Annotated in this window: 20 protein-coding genes; 4 read left to right on the forward strand and 16 right to left on the reverse strand. The window is 61.9% G+C overall.

Annotation, left to right across the window (positions count from 1 at the left end; all coding sequences use genetic code 11):
* Window positions 1-69: 69 nt before the first annotated feature.
* The 3 genes from C0Z18_RS19365 to C0Z18_RS19375 form a co-directional block, all read right to left on the reverse strand.
* Entirely contained in the window at window positions 70-516 is a 447-nt protein-coding gene (locus C0Z18_RS19365) for a GatB/YqeY domain-containing protein (RefSeq protein ID WP_102647045.1), read from the reverse strand.
* Between the two features lie 251 nt (window positions 517-767).
* Window positions 768-980, reverse strand: coding sequence for a 30S ribosomal protein S21 (rpsU, locus tag C0Z18_RS19370; RefSeq protein WP_102647046.1), 213 nt, complete (start codon window positions 978-980; stop codon window positions 768-770).
* Between the two features lie 69 nt (window positions 981-1,049).
* Window positions 1,050-2,270, reverse strand: a complete 1,221-nt coding sequence (locus C0Z18_RS19375; protein WP_102647140.1) for a BaiN/RdsA family NAD(P)/FAD-dependent oxidoreductase — start codon at window positions 2,268-2,270, stop codon at window positions 1,050-1,052.
* Window positions 2,271-2,383: 113 nt separating this feature from the next.
* On the opposite strand from C0Z18_RS19375, the gene tsaD reads away from it, so the two are divergent.
* Window positions 2,384-3,409 carry a tRNA (adenosine(37)-N6)-threonylcarbamoyltransferase complex transferase subunit TsaD gene (gene tsaD / locus C0Z18_RS19380; protein WP_102647047.1) on the forward strand — a complete coding sequence of 342 codons (1,026 nt, stop codon included), beginning with the start codon at window positions 2,384-2,386 and terminating at the stop codon, window positions 3,407-3,409.
* 50 nt (window positions 3,410-3,459) lie between these two features.
* Here tsaD and C0Z18_RS19385 read toward each other — a convergent pair whose 3' ends face one another.
* The 4 genes from C0Z18_RS19385 to C0Z18_RS19400 all read right to left on the reverse strand — a co-directional run bounded on the left by C0Z18_RS19385 (window position 3,460) and on the right by C0Z18_RS19400 (window position 6,290).
* A complete protein-coding gene (locus C0Z18_RS19385) occupies window positions 3,460-3,822 on the reverse strand; it encodes a helix-turn-helix domain-containing protein (protein ID WP_102647048.1) in 363 nt (120 codons plus the stop codon).
* Between the two features lie 4 nt (window positions 3,823-3,826).
* A complete protein-coding gene (locus C0Z18_RS19390; RefSeq protein WP_102647141.1) occupies window positions 3,827-4,129 on the reverse strand; it encodes a type II toxin-antitoxin system HigB family toxin in 303 nt (100 codons plus the stop codon).
* 310 nt (window positions 4,130-4,439) lie between these two features.
* Entirely contained in the window at window positions 4,440-5,672 is a 1,233-nt protein-coding gene (locus tag C0Z18_RS19395) for an IS5 family transposase (protein ID WP_102647049.1), read from the reverse strand.
* A 132-nt stretch (window positions 5,673-5,804) separates the two neighbouring features.
* On the reverse strand, window positions 5,805-6,290 hold the full coding sequence (locus tag C0Z18_RS19400) for a L,D-transpeptidase (RefSeq protein ID WP_102647050.1): 486 nt from the start codon (window positions 6,288-6,290) through the stop codon (window positions 5,805-5,807).
* Here C0Z18_RS19400 and C0Z18_RS32990 point away from each other — a divergent pair.
* Window positions 6,283-6,438 (forward strand): hypothetical protein, encoded by a 156-nt coding sequence (locus tag C0Z18_RS32990; protein WP_158244265.1) that lies wholly within the window; start codon window positions 6,283-6,285, stop codon window positions 6,436-6,438. The genes C0Z18_RS19400 and C0Z18_RS32990 overlap by 8 nt on opposite strands.
* 13 nt (window positions 6,439-6,451) lie before the next feature.
* On the opposite strand, the gene C0Z18_RS19405 is transcribed toward C0Z18_RS32990, so the two are convergent.
* The 6 genes from C0Z18_RS19405 to C0Z18_RS19435 all read right to left on the reverse strand — a co-directional run bounded on the left by C0Z18_RS19405 (window position 6,452) and on the right by C0Z18_RS19435 (window position 12,273).
* The gene (locus C0Z18_RS19405; protein WP_102647051.1) at window positions 6,452-7,030 is read right to left on the reverse strand and encodes a hypothetical protein; all 579 of its coding nucleotides are present in this window, start codon (window positions 7,028-7,030) and stop codon (window positions 6,452-6,454) included.
* 121 nt (window positions 7,031-7,151) lie between these two features.
* Window positions 7,152-7,373, reverse strand: a complete 222-nt coding sequence (locus tag C0Z18_RS33545; protein ID WP_102647052.1) for a DUF6434 domain-containing protein — start codon at window positions 7,371-7,373, stop codon at window positions 7,152-7,154.
* Between the two features lie 778 nt (window positions 7,374-8,151).
* A complete protein-coding gene (gene folE2 / locus C0Z18_RS19420) occupies window positions 8,152-8,970 on the reverse strand; it encodes a GTP cyclohydrolase FolE2 (protein ID WP_102647054.1) in 819 nt (272 codons plus the stop codon).
* 137 nt (window positions 8,971-9,107) lie between these two features.
* The gene (gene dxs / locus C0Z18_RS19425) at window positions 9,108-11,006 is read right to left on the reverse strand and encodes a 1-deoxy-D-xylulose-5-phosphate synthase (RefSeq protein WP_102647055.1); all 1,899 of its coding nucleotides are present in this window, start codon (window positions 11,004-11,006) and stop codon (window positions 9,108-9,110) included.
* A gap of 83 nt (window positions 11,007-11,089) precedes the next feature.
* Window positions 11,090-11,974, reverse strand: a complete 885-nt coding sequence (locus C0Z18_RS19430) for a polyprenyl synthetase family protein (protein WP_102647056.1) — start codon at window positions 11,972-11,974, stop codon at window positions 11,090-11,092.
* A complete protein-coding gene (locus C0Z18_RS19435; protein WP_102647142.1) occupies window positions 11,971-12,273 on the reverse strand; it encodes an exodeoxyribonuclease VII small subunit in 303 nt (100 codons plus the stop codon). The genes C0Z18_RS19430 and C0Z18_RS19435 overlap by 4 nt, the downstream gene beginning before the upstream one ends.
* A gap of 281 nt (window positions 12,274-12,554) precedes the next feature.
* On the opposite strand from C0Z18_RS19435, the gene C0Z18_RS19440 reads away from it, so the two are divergent.
* Together C0Z18_RS19440 and C0Z18_RS19445 are read left to right on the forward strand one after the other, a co-directional pair.
* Window positions 12,555-13,661 carry an aromatic ring-hydroxylating oxygenase subunit alpha gene (locus tag C0Z18_RS19440; RefSeq protein ID WP_102647057.1) on the forward strand — a complete coding sequence of 369 codons (1,107 nt, stop codon included), beginning with the start codon at window positions 12,555-12,557 and terminating at the stop codon, window positions 13,659-13,661.
* 140 nt (window positions 13,662-13,801) lie between these two features.
* Window positions 13,802-14,674, forward strand: a complete 873-nt coding sequence (locus C0Z18_RS19445; RefSeq protein ID WP_102647143.1) for a sulfurtransferase — start codon at window positions 13,802-13,804, stop codon at window positions 14,672-14,674.
* 82 nt (window positions 14,675-14,756) lie between these two features.
* On the opposite strand, the gene C0Z18_RS19450 is transcribed toward C0Z18_RS19445, so the two are convergent.
* From C0Z18_RS19450 to polA, 3 genes are all read right to left on the reverse strand, one after another.
* Entirely contained in the window at window positions 14,757-15,308 is a 552-nt protein-coding gene (locus tag C0Z18_RS19450) for a hypothetical protein (RefSeq protein WP_146014052.1), read from the reverse strand.
* Between the two features lie 136 nt (window positions 15,309-15,444).
* Complete coding sequence (locus tag C0Z18_RS19455) at window positions 15,445-16,791, reverse strand: NAD(P)/FAD-dependent oxidoreductase (protein WP_102647059.1); 1,347 nt, start codon at window positions 16,789-16,791, stop codon at window positions 15,445-15,447.
* A gap of 150 nt (window positions 16,792-16,941) precedes the next feature.
* Window positions 16,942-19,719, reverse strand: coding sequence for a DNA polymerase I (gene polA / locus C0Z18_RS19460; protein WP_102647060.1), 2,778 nt, complete (start codon window positions 19,717-19,719; stop codon window positions 16,942-16,944).
* Window position 19,720 lies beyond the last annotated feature (1 nt).

Consider the following 19,720-nt stretch of genomic DNA (forward strand, 5'->3'; position numbering starts at 1 on the left):
CAAAGCTAGGCCGGCCCGGGCGCATGCATACGACGCACGCACCGCGGCGGCGCTTCGGCGCGCTTTCCGTTACTTGGCCAATGCGGCTTTCACGAGCCCGGACACCGCCGTCATATCGGCGCGGCCGGCGAGCTTCGCTTTGAGCACGGCCATGACCTTGCCCATGTCTTGCGGGCCCGCGGCTCCCGTCTCGGCGACGGCGGCCTGAACCTGTTCGGCGATCTCCGCCTGCGACAGTTGCGCCGGCATATAAGCGGTCAGGACGGCCAGTTCCGCGCTTTCCTGTTCGACGAGATCGGTGCGGCCTGCCGCCTCGAATTGGCTGATCGAATCCTTGCGTTGCTTGATCATTTTGTCGATGACGGCCGTCACGGCGGCGTCGTCGAGCGTCACGCGCTCGTCCACTTCACGTTGCTTGACGGCGGCCAGCAGCAGACGAATCGTGGCAAGGCGGCCCGTTTCGCGCGCGCGCATTGCCGCCTTCATATCGTCGTTGATGCGATCTTTGAGACTCATCTTTCACCCGAAGCAAGAAAAGAATGGGATAACCAATGCATGCAACGCAGCGCTGAGCGCAAAAACCCGCTTGGGATCTTTCCTCAAGCGGGTTTTGCGCATGCTGCGCCACATACGGGACAAAGACCAGGCGATCGACCGAATCGAATGCCGACTCGGGATGGCCGTGAAGCCGATGCCACCGCAAAACCGAACACCGGTGCAACCGCTCGCGCGAACCGCGCGGATTGCCCAAACCGGCGCCGGGACAATCAGTAGAATTTTTTCGGCAACATCTGGCTGCGCAGGCGCTTGAAGTGGCGCTTCACCGCGGCAGACTTCTTACGTTTGCGCTCGGACGTGGGCTTTTCATAGAACTCGCGCGCGCGAAGCTCGGTCAGCAGACCGTTCTTCTCGATCGTGCGCTTGAAGCGGCGCATCGCGACTTCGAAGGGCTCGTTTTCTTTTACGCGGATGATCGTCATGTTTCCAAAATGAAAATCCCCAAAGGTCCGGGAGTATAGCAGACCTTCTGCACATTTACACGAAAGTTGTCAAGCGGTTCGTGCTAATTCGAATGCGGCCTCGCCGGCCGCCACGCCGGAAGCCCACGCCCACTGAAAGTTATAGCCGCCCAGCCAGCCCGTCACGTCGACGGCCTCGCCGATGAAGTAGAGCCCCGGCACGCGCGCGCTCATCATCGACGATGAGGACAATTCCTTCGTATCCACGCCGCCCTTCGTCACTTCGGCCTTGCGATACCCCTCCGTGCCGGACGGCGTCAAAGTCCACCGAGAGAACGCTTCCCCGAGACGGCGCAACGTTTTATCAGACAAATCGGATAATCGCGCTTCCGCCGAAACATCGTGCGCTTGCAGCCATGCTTGGGCCAAACGCGCCGGCAGCCATTGAGCCAATAGGTTGCCGATCTGCCGCTTCACTCCACTCGCCTTGGCCTCGAGCAATTCGGCGGCCGCGTCGCGGCCCGGCAGCAGGTCGATTGCAATCGACTCGCCGCTTTGCCAATAGCTCGACACTTGCAAAATGCCTGGGCCCGACAGACCTCGGTGCGTGAACAGCAAATCCTCGACGAACGAGCCCTGCGCGCGCTTGGGCCCGGCGGAAACCTCGACTTCGAGCGAGACACCCGCCAACGTCGAGAACGGCGCCCATTGCTCGGACGAAAACGTGAGCGGCACGAGGGCCGGCCGCATATCGACGAGTTTGTGACCGAACTGCTTGGCGATGCGGTAGGCGAAATCGGTGGCGCCGATCTTCGGTATCGACAAGCCGCCCGTTGCGATTACGAGCGCTCGCGCGCGGATCTCGCCGGCGTTCGTATCGATCGAGAACGCGCCGTCCTCTCCTCGACGAACGCCCTGCACGTCCACGGGACGACGCCAGGCGATACGTCCCGCGTCACACTCGGCTTTGAGCATCTCGATGATGGATTCGCTCGAATGGTCGCAGAACAATTGGCCGCGGTGCTTCTCGTGCCAACTGATACGGTGCGTCTTGAGCAGCGCGAGAAAGTCTCTCGGCGTATAGCGAGCGAGCGCGGAACGGCAAAAGTGCGGATTCGCCGACAGATAATTCGCTGGGCCCGCTTGAAGATTCGTGAAGTTGCAACGCCCGCCGCCCGAGATACGGATCTTCTCCGCGAGGCGTGGCGCATGATCGATGAGTACGACGCGCGCACCGCGCTGTCCGGCGACGGCCGCGCACATCATGCCCGCCGCGCCTGCGCCGATGACGGCGATATCGAAAGATTCCATGGCGCGCATTTTACCTGCGCGAGCGGCCCCTTACGGCGCACTGCTATACTTTTGTGTTTTTGACGGGCACCTTGCGGTGACGGCCTCCAGCCGCCCGCGCTCAGCCATCCACCATGCTCGTTCTCGGCATCGAAAGCTCGTGCGACGAAACCGGGCTCGCGCTCTACGACACCGAGCGCGGCCTGCTCGCACACGCCCTGCATTCGCAGATCGCGATGCATCGCGAATACGGCGGTGTCGTTCCCGAACTCGCCTCGCGCGACCACATTCGGCGCGCGCTGCCGCTGCTCGAAGATGTGCTCTCTCGCTCGGGCGCTTCGCGTGTCGATATCGATGCGATTGCGTTTACGCAAGGGCCCGGGCTCGCGGGGGCGCTGCTTGTCGGCGCGAGTATCGCCAATGCGCTGGCCATGGCATGGGACAAGCCGACGATCGGCATCCACCATCTTGAAGGGCACCTGCTCTCGCCGCTGCTCGTGGATGAGCCGCCCCCGTTCCCGTTCGTTGCGCTGCTCGTTTCGGGCGGCCATACGCAGCTCATGCGCGTCACGGATGTCGGGGTGTATGAGACGCTAGGTGAAACGCTTGACGATGCTGCCGGCGAGGCCTTCGATAAGACGGCCAAGCTGCTTGGGCTCGGCTATCCGGGTGGGCCCGAGGTTTCACGTCTTGCCGAGTACGGTACGCCTGGTGCCGTGGCGCTACCGCGGCCGATGCTGCATTCGGGCGATCTCGATTTCAGCTTCAGCGGGTTGAAGACGGCCGTGCTTACGCAGAGCAAGAAGCTGGGAGCGAACGTGTGCGAGCAAGCGAAGGCCGATCTTGCGCGCGGGTTTGTCGATGCGGCCGTCGATGTGCTCGTTGCAAAATCTCTGGCTGCGCTCAAACGTACACGGCTCAAGCGCCTCGTGGTCGCGGGCGGAGTGGGCGCAAATCGCCAGTTGCGCGAGGCGCTTTCGGCCGCCGGGAAAAAGCGCGGCTTTGATGTGCATTACCCAGATCTTTCTCTTTGCACCGACAACGGCGCGATGATCGCGCTGGCGGGCGCGCTGCGTTTGCAGCGCTGGCCCGAGCAGGCGAATAAGGACTACGCGTTTACGGTCAAGCCGCGCTGGGATTTGTCGTCGCTCGCGCGGTAGCGGGCGGCGCGTCGGGCGGGTGTGCCGCCGCTAATCTCTAGCCACCCGCGTTATGCCGCTCCGATCAGCACGTCGGCGGGAATATGCAGCCCATCGTGTAGCTTGCGGATCATGGCGAGGCTCAACGCGCGTCGGCCCGATAACACCTCATACACGCGGTTGCTGTTCCCGATGTACGGCTGCATGTCGGGGACCGAGAGTCCCGCCTGTTCCATCCGAAATTTGATCGCATCGATCGGGTTCGGGGCTGCCATCGGGAAGTGCTCGGCCTCGTACTTCTCGACGAGGATCGCCAGAATCTCCAACTCGTCGCCTTCCGGCGTGCCCGAAGCAGGATCCATGTCGACGAGCGCGGACACCGCCTTCAGGGCAGCCCGGTAATCGGCCTCGGTTCGAATCGGGTGAATGTCCATCTCGTTACTCCATTTCTACGGTTGCCGCATCGACCTTGTCGTATTCCGCGTGCGTGCCGACAAACTTCACATACACCACGCCGATCTGGTAGGCCACCGCGACGATCAACCGGAAGTCGTTGCCCTTGATGTTAAAAACCACTCGATTCCGACCGACGAAGCTCGCGCTGGCGTACTGGTCCTTGATATTCTGCGGGGTCTTCCAGTTGGCCTTCGACGCTTCCGCGTGCCACGCCAACAACGGCTGTCCAGCTTGTGCGTGACGCGCGATGAAATCAAGCAAGGTTCTTTTGGCAACGATTCGCATGCCTTGCATTTTAGTCCCAATTTGGGACTGGCGCAACACGGAGGTGGGCTACCGTCTATATCGATAAACGCCGATTCCTGGCCGACGACTGGCCGGGATTCTCTCCGCGCTGCGGAGCGAATCTACCCCCGCATGCGGCTAAGGAGCGCGTGCCGAAAGCAGTTCGTGGCCGCCCAAGCGAAGAAATCTTGCGGCACCTATCGACCCCGTTGGAAACGCTCAAGTAGCTCGAAATCGGACAGTCGGGCGCGGCCTATTCGGTGAGTACATTAGTCGGCCCTGAACAATTCGTTTTTCTCGGCAAATGAGTTCACGCTGCCGACGGCGTAGCGGATTCAAACCCAAGCAAAGCGACGAGAATCAGGGCGTAAAAAAGCCGCAGCTTGCGCAGGATCATCCGCAGGTTGTGGCCGGCACCGCACAGCACCGCGTGCATTGCATCACCGAGCGCACCCTTGAGCCAATTGCGATCGAGTTTTCCGTCTGCCTTCATGTGTCCGATGGCTGGCTCGATCGCGCTGCGCCGCCGTATCATCGCGCGCAAGCCTCGCGTGATGCCGCGTCGCAGTCCCGGGTGATAGACCTTCACACCGTCAATGGCGACGCCCTTGTAGCCGCGATCGACGACGGCGATCTCCGGCTGAACGTCGCTCAAGATCGGCGCCTGCTCCAACGCTTCGGCCAACGTGTGCCCATCGTACGGATTCCCCGGCATCGAGCGCGCTCCGATTACCAGACCTTCCTTGTGCGTCGTCGTGATCGACACCTTCACGCCGAATTCGTACGGCTTACGAGCTTTGCCCTTGGCCAAGCACTCCACTTCCGGCGCATGCAGCGCGTACAGCTTGTTCTTGTCCTTCTGCTTCTGCGACAGAATCCGCTTCGTGCGCCCAATCAGGTCTTCCAGCGCTGCCCGGCTCTGCCGAGCAACGTCATCCAGTTGCCGCTCGACGTCGCGCATCACGCGTCCCACTCGCGAACGCAACGTGCGCAGCGATTTCTTCATTCGCTTGTACTGCTTCGCATGTGCGTAGCGACCGATCTGGCCCGCCAATCGTGGCGCTTCGCGGTTGTAGTTCTGCCGTAACTTCAGGCCATGCCGCGCAGCAGCCTTCACCAAATGTTCTCGGCAACGTTCGAGCAAGCGCGAATCGGTGGGATGCGCAACCGCCTTCTCCATGACCGTCGTATCGACGATTACCCGCTTCAGGCTCGACGTCTTGATGACGTTTGCCCGTTTGGCCGCTTCGATCGTCTCGGCCAGCAGTTCTTCGACACCGGCCTCGCCCAGGCGCTTCCTCCAGCGCGTCAGGCTCGACGGATCAATCGGCGGCTGCGTCTGCAAGTACAGCAGCCCCGCGATCAAACGCGGCGACGTTGCCGGTCGGCCTCGGTGCGACACGAAGCTCGCACTCATCGCCGTGTTCAACCGTTCCCAGTCGATCAGATCGGCGAGGCGAACCAACGGATGCTTCAAGTTGATCTGCTCGCGCAGCGGTTGGCGGAAGACATCTCCCTCTGGCACCGGCGTCTTCGGACCCATCCACACCTCATCAGGATTTGCAGGATTCACGCATCAATATGCCCGCTTCCTGCAAATCCAACAATACCGTTTCGGCTTCACAGCCTTACTGCACATGCCTCGCAGGATTGTTCAGGGCTGACTACATTAGTCTTACTCTCCAATCAAAACAGGTGTTCCCAGCTCGACCAAATCAAATAGCTCCACAATGTCCGCGTTGCGCATTCTTATGCAACCGTGAGATGCGGGAACGCCCATCGGTTCGACGTCAGGGCAACCGTGAATATAGATATAACGTCGCATCGTATCTACTTCGCCTAACCTGTTTCTTCCCTGTTCGCAGCCGCGTAACCAGAGGATGCGGGTCAATACCCAATCGCGTCCGCGAAACCGTCCCGCGAAATTTGATGAGTAGACTTCGCCCGTTGCTCGACGTCCGACAAAAACAGTACCGACAGGACAACGGGCACCGATCTTTGCTCGAATGACATGCTGGCCGCGAGGAGTACAGCCGCTTCCCATTTGTTCGCCAGCGCCGTTCTTCGCCGTGGAGATTTGATAGGTCCGGGCTCCCTCTCCTTCGCGTATGAGCGTCAAGGTTTGACTGGAGAGCCTTGCAACGAGTCGCGGAATGGACATTGAATATTTCAGTTCTCGGGAGCGGGATCGTCATCACCTCAAGGATGTCGACCTCGTACCAGCGATTGATGACGATGTGGGCGACGATGTCCAACGTCTGCAACTTGCCAACTTCGACGCCAGAAGGCAGTCGTATTGCGTTCACTGATCGACCAAGTGGTCTACGGGCATAACGGATTAACATCAGCTGCGATCCACGCCAGAACGCTGTTTCGGGCATCTTCTGGATCCCGATGATTCCATCCGACATCGATCATTTCCTGGCGCTCGCCTACACCAAATGACAGCGTGATCTGCTCCTTCGTAACTCTTGCCGAGGCCCACTGGAAGACATAGCCGCGCTCGGCTCGCTTCGAGAAGTCTAGGCCACTGACGAGTCTTTCAGCTGTGCGCTCGAGTGACTCCCAAGTAGTTGACGCTGCGCCCTGCTCAAGAGCCGCTTCATACTGCTTTTTGTTGAAGACGACGCGGCCACCTTGGGCCAGACGCCAGGCGACCTGATCGCTAAACATTTCGACGTCTACAAACTGATCTCCGCAGCCAACGACACCGCAACTGCATCTTCCGATAAGAAGCTTCCCGCCGGCCCAAAGCTCAGGCTGACGAAAGAACTCCGGAGGGTCGAGACCAAGATCGCCCGGGCGTAGCGATTTCAAAATATCGATCCCCGTGGCCAGCGGACGCACCTCGTGGTCATTTGACTCACGAGATTCGGCGAAGGTGAATTCGAGAAAATCCATTTTGATGCCTAACGTTAGCCATGGCGATCGCGTTAGCAGATTCGGCAGACTATATGAAAGCCGAAGGTCACGACCCGCCGCTTCTGGCCGACTACTGCCTGATGTGTTCGTCATAGGGCCGTTAAGTTTCGACGCTCACCTTACGCAGCCTGATCCATTCGTCTGCCACCTCCCCCATGTTATTGGGTACTCCGCTTTTAATCCAGGCCATGAAGGAACGATCGAATTTGAACATCTCACCACACTCACTCGTCAGAAATCGGCGAACGTTCTGCGTATTCTTGTAAGTTTCGTCAACTTTGGTGGCCCGGTTAATCGGGTCTCGGTGCCAGTCAAATTTCATAGAGGCTCCACTTCTTAAAAGTTGCTGTGGAAGAAGCCAGCTATTGTTAGCGATCTACGCTACGGCGTCGAGCGGCCGAAATTGGCCGAGCGCGGCCTTACCAGGTTACACGGTTGTGCGGTGAACGGACGCGCGGCGCCGAAAGCGGAGCCCCCCCTCGTTGCGGCCTTTGACGCTTACCGAAAGGGACATTCGACAATTACCGCCAAACTTCCTCGATGCGTGGCTACGCGACATAGCGATAACCTTGATCACGCAGTCGCTGAAGCAACCACGCGCTGCCGTAACGAGCACAGTAGATATTCTTTCCCACAAGCAGTAAGAAGGCCACCGCAAAAAGGGATGGACGACCTGGGAAGCAAAGGAGGCCGACAGTGGAATCGACGACGGTCATCCGCCCCGCTTGAACAATTAGCCCTTCGGAGTACGCCCACATCGTGCTGCACAGCAAGGCCACCCAATTAAACCCGGGTTTTACCCGCCTCTCGGGCATTGTGGGGTGGATCATTAAAAATGACGGCATCATGCACAGTTAGCGATAGCGGTGACGTACCAGTTATCGTCCTTGCAGTTCAGTTCTTTAACCGCCCCGTGCTTTTCGCCTGCTCGCATCCAGTTCCGCGCTGAGAATCCATGGCGTTGCATCGAATGCTTCTTTTCGGCGGCTTCGCCCCAAGGGCGAACGACTCATGCCCAGACGATCATGATCGTCGCGCGCCATAGGGGCCTTCCAGCCTTCACGGCACAAGGCGGCAAAAGTCGGAACCACCCCCAGCCCTCAAGCCGCCACAGCCGCATCGCGCTTGTCATGCTCGATAACGGCATAAGCGCTGTGGTTGTGGATCGATTCGAAGTTTTCCGCTTCGAGCGTATACGACACGATGCGTTCATCGGCGTTGAGCCGCTGCGCCACGTCGCGCACGAGATCCTCCACGAACTTGGGATTCTCATACGCGCGCTCGGTCACGAACTTCTCATCCGGACGCTTGAGCAAGCCCCACAATTCGCACGATGCCTCTTCCTCGGCCATCCGAATCAGCTCTTCAACGGGCAAATCGGCCACCAGTTCGACATCGATCGTGACATGCGAGCGTTGGTTGTGCGCGCCGTACTGCGAAATCTCCTTCGAGCACGGGCACAGGCTCGTCACGGGCACTAGCACGCGCAAGAACGTGCGGACTTCCCCGTCGCGCGCCTGGCCGGCCAACGTCACTTCATAGTCGAGCAGACTCGTCACCCCCGAAACCGGCGCCGTCTTCGGCACGAAATACGGGAACGTCACTTCGATACGCCCGCCCGTCGCTTCAAGCTTGCTCAACATTTCATCAAGCATCTTGCGAAACGTCGCCGCCTCCAAAGGCGCCTTATTGCCTTCGAGCAGCGCAACGAAACGCGACATATGCGTGCCCTTCTGATCCGCGGGCAGATGCACGTCGAGGTTCCACGTGCCCACCGTCGGCTGCACGTCGCCACTTGCCGTACGCACCGTCAAAGGATGACGCACGCCCTTCACCCCGACGCGCTGAATCGCAATCTGCCGCGTGTCGACGGTGCTTTGCACGTCAGGCATGACGAAGGCAGGGTTCATTTGGTTCATCGTTGTTATGTCCTAGTGAGCGCAGCTAAGGGGCCGGCGCGCAAAGGCCGGCGCGAGTCGCGTCAATAATGAAACATGGGCCCGAAGGCCCATGTGTGCATCCATGCCATCCGGTCGCATGCGCGACCGGCGTGGGATCAAGCGACGCGTTGCGCCGCCAGTTTGGCCGCCGGCTCGAGAAAGCGCGCGCGAATCGACTTTTCGATGCCCGCGCTGTCAAGGCCGCATTCCGCCAACAGCTTGGCAGGATCGCCATGATCGATGAAGCTGTCGGGAAGGCCCAATTGTAGTACGGGCCGAACAACCCCATTGGCGAGGAGGGATTCGACGCACGCGGAGCCCGCGCCGCCCATGATGCACCCTTCCTCGACCGTCACGATCGCGTCGTGCGTCTGCGCAAGCTCGCGCACGAGGTCGGCGTCGATCGGCTTCACGAAGCGCATGTTCGCCACCGTGGCATCGAGGGCCTCCGCCGCCGCCAACGCCGGCGCCACCATCGTCCCGAACGCCAAAATCGCAATACGGCTGCCCTTCGGAGCAGTCGATTCGCGACGGATCTCGCCGCGGCCGACAGGCAGCGCCGTCATCTGCTTGACCGTGGCCACACCCGTGCCGGCGCCGCGCGGATACCGCACTGCCGTCGGATTCGGCTGCTGCAGCGCCGTGTACAACATCTGGCGAGACTCGTTCTCGTCAGCGGGCACCATCACCGTCATATTCGGGATGCAGCGCAGGAAGGCGAGGTCGTACGCACCGGCATGGGTCGCGCCATCGGCGCCGACGAGGCCAGCGCGGTCGATCGCGAAGACGACAGGCAGGTTCTGCAAAGCCACGTCGTGAATCAATTGGTCATACGCGCGCTGCAGGAACGTCGAGTAGATGGCGACGACGGGCTTCAGGCCCTCGGCCGCCAAACCACCGGCGAACGTCACCGCGTGCTGTTCGGCGATGCCCACGTCGTAGTACCGATCCGGGAAGCGCTTCTCGAACTCGACCATCCCCGAGCCCTCGCGCATAGCCGGCGTAATGCCGACGACGCTCGAATCGAGCTCGGCCGCATCGCACAGGAATTCGCCGAACACTTGCGTGTACGTTTTCTTCGACGGCGCCGTGCTCGGCTTGATACCCTCGGCCGGGTTGAACTTGCCCGGGCCGTGATAGAGCACGGGATCGGCCTCGGCCAGCTTGTAGCCTTGGCCCTTCTTCGTCACGACGTGCAAGAACTGCGGGCCGCGAAGCTCGCGAATGTTTTGCAGCGTCGGAATCAGCGAATCGAGATCGTGACCGTCGATCGGGCCGATGTAGTTGAAGCCGAACTCCTCGAACAGCGTAGCCGGCACGACCATGCCCTTGGCATGCTCTTCGAGTTTGCGAGCCAACTCGAGCACCGGCGGCGCTACGCGCAGCACACGCTCCACGCCGGCGCGGGCAGCCGCGTAGAAGCGCCCCGACATCAACCGAGCCAAATGCCGATTGAGCGCGCCGACGGGCGGCGAGATCGACATGTCGTTGTCGTTCAAGATCACGAGCAGCGGCACATCGTCGCACACGCCCGCGTTGTTCATCGCCTCGAATGCCATGCCGGCCGTCATTGCGCCGTCGCCGATCACGGCGATCGAGAAGCGGTCGATGCCTTCGAGCTTGCTCGCGATCGCGATGCCGAGGGCGGCCGAGATCGATGTGCTCGAGTGAGCCGTGCCGAACGTGTCGTACTGCGACTCGCTGCGGCGCGGGAACCCGGAGATGCCGCCGCGCTGGCGCAGCGTAGGCATGCGGTCGCGGCGCCCGGTCAGAATCTTATGAGGATAGGTTTGGTGGCCGACGTCCCAAACGATTCGATCGTGCGGCGTATCGAATACGTAATGCAAGGCGATCGTCAGCTCGACGGTGCCGAGATTCGACGACAAATGGCCGCCCGTTTGCGAGACGCTGTCGAGCACGAACGCACGCAGCTCGTCGGCGAGCGGCTTTAATTGACGGCGGTCGAGGCGGCGCAAATCCGCCGGGTCGTCGATGGTTTTCAACAAGTCGTACATCGTCGTTCCATTGTAGGAAAAGTTACGCGCCCGCTTTTCTCTCACGCTGCTCGAGGCCAATAGCGCGCCAGCGGGCTTCGCGTTCAACTCACCCGGTTCACCACCAGGTCGGCAAGCTCGGCTAGACGCCGGGCACGCTCACCGAAAGGCACGAGCGCTTCGTGCGCGTCGCGGCGCAATTGCGCCGCCAAGGCACGCGAAGCGTCGAGCCCGATAATCGACACGTAGGTCGGCTTGCCGTCCTTCGCATCCTTGCCGGCAGTCTTGCCGAGCGTGGCGGAATCGGTCGTGACATCGAGAATGTCGTCCACGACCTGAAATGCCAGCCCCACGGCCGCCGCGTATGCATCGAGCGCACGCAAAGCGTCCGCATCGGGCGCTGTCCCCGCCAGCGCACCCATGCGAACCGACGCGCGCAGCAACGCGCCCGTCTTCATTCTGTGCATCGTTTCGAGCTGCGTGCGCGTCAGCGTCAAACCGACGCTCGCCAAATCGATCGCCTGGCCGCCGGCCATGCCGAGCGAGCCGCTCGCCACCGCCAATTCGCGTACGAGCGCGGCCTGCGCGCGCGTATCCAGTGCCGTCTCGTCGGTCAGCACGATGAATGCCTGCGACTGCAAGGCATCGCCGACCAGCAACGCGGTGGCTTCGTCGTACTGAACGTGCACGGTGGGCTTGCCGCGGCGCAGGGCGTCGTCGTCCATGCACGGCATGTCGTCGTGCACGAGCGAGTAGACGTGGATCATCTCGAGCGCGGCGGACGCCGCTTCGACGGCCTCGGGCCGGGCGCCCGTCAGTTCGCCCGCGGCGTGCACGAGCAGCGGACGAACACGCTTGCCGCCGCCAAGTACCGCGTAGCGCATCGCTTCATGCAAGCGCGCCGGCTCGACGGCCGACGCGGGCAAGTAGCGCTCCAGTGCGGTTTCGACGCGCGCGAGCACCGCGCGCATCCAATCTTCAAAAGTCATAGGTCATCTCCGCCGTCCGCGGGAGCGGCACCGGTGGGCAACGGTTTGAGCGTCTCGCCATCGAGCACGCGCACCTGCTGCTCCACGTTTTCGAGCTGCTGCTGACAAAACGCCACGAGGGCCGCACCGCGCCGGTAGGCAGTCAGCGATTCCTCGAGGCTCAAGGCGCCGCTTTCCATTCGGGAAACCAGCTCTTCCAACTCGGCCACCGCTGCTTCATAGTTCTGGGGCAGCGCCGAGTCCCCTGCTTCGCCGCCGGACACGGGCGCGGCCGCGCCTTCGGGTGCTGTCTTCGCCATCGGGATCGGGGTGAAATTAAAAAACAAGTCGGACATTCTACGGCAAAAGCGCACAACCCGATTCATCCGCCAGCTTTCATGCCCCCTCGAACGAGGGGCAAAAAAACAACAGTCGGGCCTCGACCGGGACCCGTAGGACCCGTTCTTGCTGCCGTTTTTTGACCCAAATCATGTACTTAAGTGCCCCAAGCGAAGGGGAAAGGGTATAATCGCCGGTTCCCTAAATCGAATCTTCGATGGTTGGGTTGTTCGCTGCTTTCACGTTTTCATCGGGAGTGGGAATGTCCAATCTGAGCACTGCATTGCAGCTCAAGGCCATTTCGAGCCAGCTGCCGGTCACGGCTTACTTCGACGAAGCGCTCCTGGCGCGAGAAATCGAAACACTTTTCAAGAAGGGTCCTCGCTACGTCGGGCATGAATTGATGGTGCCCGAAGCAGGGAATTATTTTGCACTGCCAAGCGAAAACGAAGGGCGCGTACTCGTACGCAATCAACGTTCGCAGGTGGAGCTGCTTTCGAACGTCTGTCGTCATCGCCAGGCGATCATGCTGAACGGGCGCGGCCAGGCCGAAAACATCGTCTGCCCGCTGCACCGCTGGACGTACAACCTCGAAGGCGAGTTGCTCGGCGCACCGCACTTCGCGGATAACCCGTGCCTGAATCTAGGCGCAGCGAAGCTGCAGAATTGGCACGGCCTGCTGTTCGAAACGCAGGGCCGCGACGTAGCCAAGGATCTGGCAAAGCTCGGCACGCAGCATCATTTCGACTTCTCGAGCTATATGTTCGATCACGTCGAAGTGCACGAGTGCAATTACAACTGGAAGACGTTCATCGAGGTGTACCTCGAGGACTATCACGTCGTGCCCTTCCATCCAGGCCTCGGCAGCTTCGTCAATTGCGACGATCTGACGTGGGAGTTCGGCGATTGGTACAGCGTCCAGACGGTCGGGGTGCACAACGGCCTCGCCAAAGCCGGTAGCCCGATCTACCGCAAGTGGCACGACGAAGTGCTGCGCATGCGCGACGGAGCGCCGCCCGAGTATGGCGCCATCTGGATGGTCTACTATCCGGGGCTCATGATCGAGTGGTACCCCCACGTGCTCGTGGTCTCGTGGTTGATTCCACACGGCCCGCGCAAAACAACGAACATCGTCGAGTTCTACTACCCCGAGGAAATCGCGCTATTCGAGCGCGAGTTCGTCGAAGCGGAGCGCGCGGCCTACATGGAAACGGCACGTGAGGACGACGAGATCGGCGAACGCATGGACGCCGGCCGCCTCGCGCTGCTCGAGCGCGGCGAGTCGCAAGTCGGGCCGTACCAAAGCCCGATGGAAGACGGCATGCAACATTTCCATGAGTTCTTGCGGCGCGAACTCGGCGAGATCTAACGATCGTCCACAGTCGTCGTTCGACGCGGCCGATCCTCGAGACGGGCAAGATGGCGAAAGTGCCTCTTGCCCGTCTTTTTGTTTAGACTGCCATCATCCGCCGTCCACGCGCGAGCGTGCTCGCCAACGAGGAGTCCATCATGCCGCACACGCACTACACCACGCTGATCTCGGCCGACAATTTGGCCGAACGCCTGTCCGCCGCGCCGGGCAGCGTGCTCGTCTTCGACTGCAGTTTCGACCTAGCGGACCCGGCTGCCGGAGAACGCGCCTATGCGGCAGGCCATATCGCCGGCGCCCGCTATCTCCATCTGGACCGCGACCTCTCGGGTGCCAAGACCGGCAAAAACGGGCGGCATCCGCTGCCGGAGCGCGACGCGCTCGTCGCGACACTGGCCGCGCAAGGCCTGAAGCAGCAGCAGCAAGTCGTTGCCTATGACGCTCAAGGCGGCGCCTACGCGGCTCGGCTCTGGTGGCTGCTGCGCTGGCTCGGGCACGACTCGGTGGCCGTACTCGACGGCGGTTTGCAAGCCTGGCAGGCCGCCGGGCACCGGCTCGAGACGACTCCGCCGCCCGCCGCCACGCCAGGCGACTTCAAAGCCGGCGCTCCGCTTGCCGTGACTGTCGACGCGCAACATCTGCTCGCGAACATGAAGGGCGGGGAGCAAGTCGTCGTCGATGCGCGCGCCCCCGACCGCTACCGCGGCGAAAACGAAACGATCGACCCCGTTGCCGGCCATATCCCCGGGGCGCTCAATCGTTTCTTCAAAGACAATTTGACGGCCGACGGCCGCTTCAAATCGGCCCATACGCTGCGCGACGAGTTCGGCGCGGTCATTGGACAAAAGCAACCGGAGCACGTCGTGCTCCAATGCGGCTCCGGTGTCACAGCCTGTCACAATGCGCTCGCGATGGAAGTGGCGGGCTTGCACGGTGCGGCGCTTTATGCCGGCTCATGGAGCGAATGGTGCGCCGACCCGTCGCGGCCAGTCGCGACCGGACCGAACCCCTAAGCGCCCGATCGACCGCCGGCACGCGAGCGGCATCGCGCCGCCCGCGTGCCGCGGCATGTCTCCTTTCGTCAGACGATGCGCGCTAACCGCCCGGCGAGTCTTTCAACAACCGCACCGCCGCGGACGTGTTCTTCGCGACCGAAGCCTGGACGCCGAATGCGCCGTTTTTCAATGCGTTGCGCGGCTCGCTCAGATTCATGACCTGCACGGCCGCCCCGGCCGGCAAATTGCATTGCCATTGCCCGAGCGGCGCGACGGAAATGAAATTGCCGGTGAATCCGGACGCGCTTCCATAATGGAGCGCGACAGACGGGAAGCTATGCTGCGTAAGCGACGTTCGGATCGTCACGAGATCCACGGCCGAACGTTGACGCAAGCGCCGCGGCAGCCGGGTGGTGGTCGATGTCTCCCCGTCGAGTTCATGCAGGAATTCGGGCTCGCCGGCAAGCTTGAGCCATTTGACGGCGACTTTCGTCCCCTTCAATGCCCATCTTTGCCAAGCCGTGCCGAGCGGTGTAAGCGTGGCCGAACGATTCGGGTCACGCGAGTCGCTCGTGCAATACCCTAGCGCGTTGTTGCCCGTTTCGCCGTCGGGAAACGAGACCATATGGGTGGCAAGAGGTGGATGGCTCATGGTTTTGGCGGAATCGGCCCGCCGCCTACTCGGCGGGCCGATTCCCGGCTAAAACTCAGAAGCCTATGCGATCGCCGTCGCGCAACCGGATCGACTCGAATCAATTCGGACCGAGAGAAGGCTGCGCGCTCGGCGGTTAATGAAGCTTAACGCGAGGCAACGTCGTACGCCGCAGCCAATGCGCCATCGTATCGAGCACCATCCGCGGATAGCCATGCAATGCCGCGACGTGCAGCCGGTAGAGCGACATGTACATGAACCGGGCGAACAAGCCCTCGATGAGCATGCTCCCGCCGATCAAACCGCCCATGAGATTGCCGACCGCGCTGAAATGACCGAGCGAAACCAACGAGCCGAAATCGCGGTAAGTGAACTCGGGCAGCGGCTTGCCCTCCAGGCGCTTCGATAAAGCCTTCAACAAGAAGCTCGCCTGCTGGTGAGCGGCCTGGGCCCGCGGCGGAACATTGCGTTCGTTGCCGGGCCAGGGGCAAGCCGCGCAATCGCCGAGCGCGAAGACATCGTCGTCCACTTCGGTTTGCAGCGTTCGGCGCACGCACAGTTGCCCGAGGCGATTGACCGTCAGTCCGTCCAATTGCCCCAAGACGGGCGGCGCCTTGATGCCGGCTGCCCAGACGGTCAAGTCGGCACGCACGACCTTGCCGCTCGCCGTGCGCACGATGCCGGGCGCGACCTCGGCCACCGTCTCGCCGATCATGAGCTTTACGCCGAGCTTGCGCAGCAAGTCGGCCGTTGCGCTCGACACGCGCTCCTGCAGCGCGGGCAAGATACGCGGCCCCGCTTCGATCAGGACGATGCCGATGTCGTGGCGCGGGTCGAGCTTATGCAGACCGTAGGCGGAGAGCACCTGGGCCGTGTTGCGCAATTCGGCCGACAACTCGACGCCGGTCGCGCCGCCGCCGACGATCGCCACCTGGATGCGCGGCTCGCTTTCGGGCGACGTGCCCGGGCCCGACTCCACCGTCTCGTGCGGCTGATGCTCCGCCCGCATGCAGGCTGCGATGAGCCGCTTGCGAAACCGGTCGGCTTGCGCGACCGTGTCGAGCGCGATCGAATGCTCGGCGGCCCCATTCACTCCGAAAAAGTGCGTGGTGCTGCCGATCGCGATGACGAGCGTGTCGTATTGGAGTTCGCGGCGCGGCAGAATCTCCGCGCCGTCGGCATCGATGACAGGGGAGATCGTGATGCGCTTGCCCGCTCGGTCGATGCCGGCCAGCTCGCCTTGCTGAAACTCGAATCCGTGCCAACGCGCCTGCGCCGGGTATTCGAGCTCCTGCGTGAACGGATCGAGACTACCCGCCGCGACCTCGTGCAGCAAAGGCTTCCAGATATGTGTCGGATAACGATCGACGAGCGTGACGAGCGCGCGAGGCTGACTCTCGCCGCGCGCCCCATAGCGATCGCCGAGGCGGGTAGCCAACTCGAGCCCGCCCGCGCCTCCTCCCACGACGATGAAACGATGCATGCCGATACTCCCTATGCCGTTGATAATTCGGTTCGGTCACCCGCTCGTCGGGGGCGCGCTCGGTCATTGTCCGCGAAGCGGCGCTCGCGCGAGGCAGCCCGGGCTTATTGAAGCCATACGGGCGCCCGCATAAGCGCCGGGATCAGCGCATCAGTGCGCTTCCTCCCAATTCGCGCCGGCACCGACTTCCGCCACGAGCGGCACCTTCAGCGCCGCCACGCCGCACATCAATTGCGGCAGCTTCTCGCGTACGACCGACAGTTCGTCGTCGGGGACTTCGAGCACGAGTTCATCGTGCACCTGCATGACCATGCGGCTCTTGGCATTTTCTCGTTCGAGCCATGCCTGCACCGCAATCATCGACATCTTGATGAGATCGGCGGCCGTGCCTTGCATAGGCGCATTGATCGCCGCGCGTTCGGCTGCTTGCCGCCGCGGGCCGTTGCCGCCGTTGATCTCGGGCAGCCATAGCCGGCGCCCGAAGACCGTTTCCACATAGCCTTTGATCTTCGCGTTCGCGCGCGTTTCGTCCATGTAGCGCGCAACGCCAGGATACCGCGCGAAATACCGATCGATATAGAGTTTCGCGGCATCGCGCGTGATGCCGAGGTTGGAAGCCAGCCCGAATGAGCTCATCCCGTAGATCAAACCGAAATTGATGACCTTCGCGATGCGCCGCTGATCGCTCGACACTTCGAGCGGCGTCACGCCGAAAACCTCGGCCGCCGTGGCACGGTGGATATCCTCCCCATGGGCGAAGGCGCGCAGCAGCGATTCGTCGCCGGAGATATGCGCCATGATGCGCAATTCGATCTGCGAGTAATCGGCCGAGACGATCTTGCTGCCCTCGGGCGCGATGAATGCCTCGCGGATTCGCCGGCCTTCGGCCGTGCGCACGGGGATGTTTTGCAGATTCGGATCGTTCGACGCGAGCCGCCCCGTCACCGCTACGGCCTGCGCATAGTTCGTATGCACGCGCCCGGTGTTCGGATTGACCATGCGCGGGAGCTTGTCGGTGTACGTGGACTTGAGCTTGGACAAGCCGCGATGCTCGAGCAACAGCTTGGGCAACGGATAGTCTTCGGCCAGCTTTTGCAGCACTTCTTCATCCGTGGACGGCGCGCCGCTCGGGGTTTTCTTGACGACAGGCAACTGCAGCCGCTCGAAGAAGATTTGCCCGATTTGCTTGGGCGAACCCAAGTTGAATTCGCCGCCGGCCAGCGTATAGGCCTCGCTTTCCAATTCGATCAGGCGTGTCGCGATTTCGCTGCTTTGGCGGCGCAACCGCTCGCTGTCGATCAGCACACCGTTGCGCTCCATCTTGCGCAATACGCGTGCCGTCGGGAGTTCGATGTCGCGATAGACATGCAACAGGCCCGCCTCGGGCTCGATTTGCGGGAAGAGCGCCTCGTGCAGTTGGAACGTGACGTCGGCATCCTCCGCCGCATACTCGGCGGCCTTATCGAGCGGCACCTCGTCGAAGCCGATTTGCTGCGCGCCCTTGCCCGCCACGTCCTCGTACTTGATGGTCTTGACCCCGAGATGACGCGAGGCGAGGCTATCCATGTCATGCGGCCGATGCGACTCGAGCACGTACGATTCGAGCAACGTGTCGTGCTCGATGCCGTTCAACGCGATGCCGTGATTGGCGAGCACCTGCTCGTCGTACTTCAAATGCTGGCCGACCTTTTTCTTGTCTTCGCTTTCGAGCCAGGGCTTGAGCTTGGCCAGCACCTCATCGCGCGGCAATTGCAGCGGCGCGTCGGGCCCGCGATGCGCGACCGGGATATAAGCCGCGCACCCGGCGCCCACCGAGAAGGACAAACCAACGATCTGCGCCTGCATCGGATCGAGCGAGGTCGTCTCCGTATCGAACGACGTCAACGCAGCAGCATCGATCTTGGCAAGCCAGGTATCGAAATGCTCCCACGTCTGCACCGTCTCGTAGCAGCGCTCGGGCGCAATCCTGGGCGCGGGCTGCGCCGCGAGCACGCCCGAGGGCTCGGTTTCGCCCGCTAGGGCCTGTGCATCTTGCGCGCCCTCGATCAACGCCTCGACCTCGCGCAGCCAGGTTTTAAAGCCGTGCCGCATGAACAGATCGCGCAACTCGAGTGGCGATTCGGGCCGAGCCGGCAACGTTTCCTCGATCGAGACGACGTGTTCGGTCAGGTCGCACTCACGCTCCACCGTCACGAGCTTCTTGGCCATCGGCAAGAAATCGAGCGCCTTGCGCAGGTTTTCGCCGACGACGCCCTTGATCTCGCTCGCGTGCGCCACGACACCGTCGAGCGTTTCGTATTGCGCAAGCCACTTGACGGCCGTCTTCGGTCCGCACTTCTCGACGCCCGGTACGTTATCGACCGTATCGCCGATCAGCGACAGATAGTCGACGATGCGCTCGGGCGGCACCCCGAACTTCGCGATGACGCCTTCGCGGTCGAGCGTTTCGTTCGTCATCGTGTTGACGAGCTTGACGTGCTCGCTCACGAGCTGGGCCAGGTCCTTGTCGCCCGTGGAGACGACGACGTTCATGCCTTCCCGTTCGGCGGCGGCGGCGAGCGTGCCGATGACGTCGTCGGCCTCGACGCCGTCCACCATCAGCAGCGGCCAGCCGAGCGCGCGCACGGCAAAATGGATCGGCTCGATTTGCTTGGAAAGGTCCTCCGGCATCGACGGACGATGGGCTTTGTACTCCGGGTACCAATCGTCACGGAACGTCTTGCCCTTTGCATCGAAGACGCACGCGCTATACTCTGCCGTGACTTCCTTGCGCATGCGACGCAACATGTTGATGAAGCCGTAGATTGCTCCCGTCGGCTCGCCGTCGGGGCCGCGCAAGTCAGGCATCGCATGGTAGGCCCGATACAGATAGCTTGATCCGTCGACCAAAACGAGGGTCTTACCTTTCAGGTTCCGTTCTGCAGGCATT

Source organism: Trinickia dabaoshanensis (assembly GCF_002879885.1).
GTDB classification, from domain to species: domain Bacteria; phylum Pseudomonadota; class Gammaproteobacteria; order Burkholderiales; family Burkholderiaceae; genus Trinickia; species Trinickia dabaoshanensis.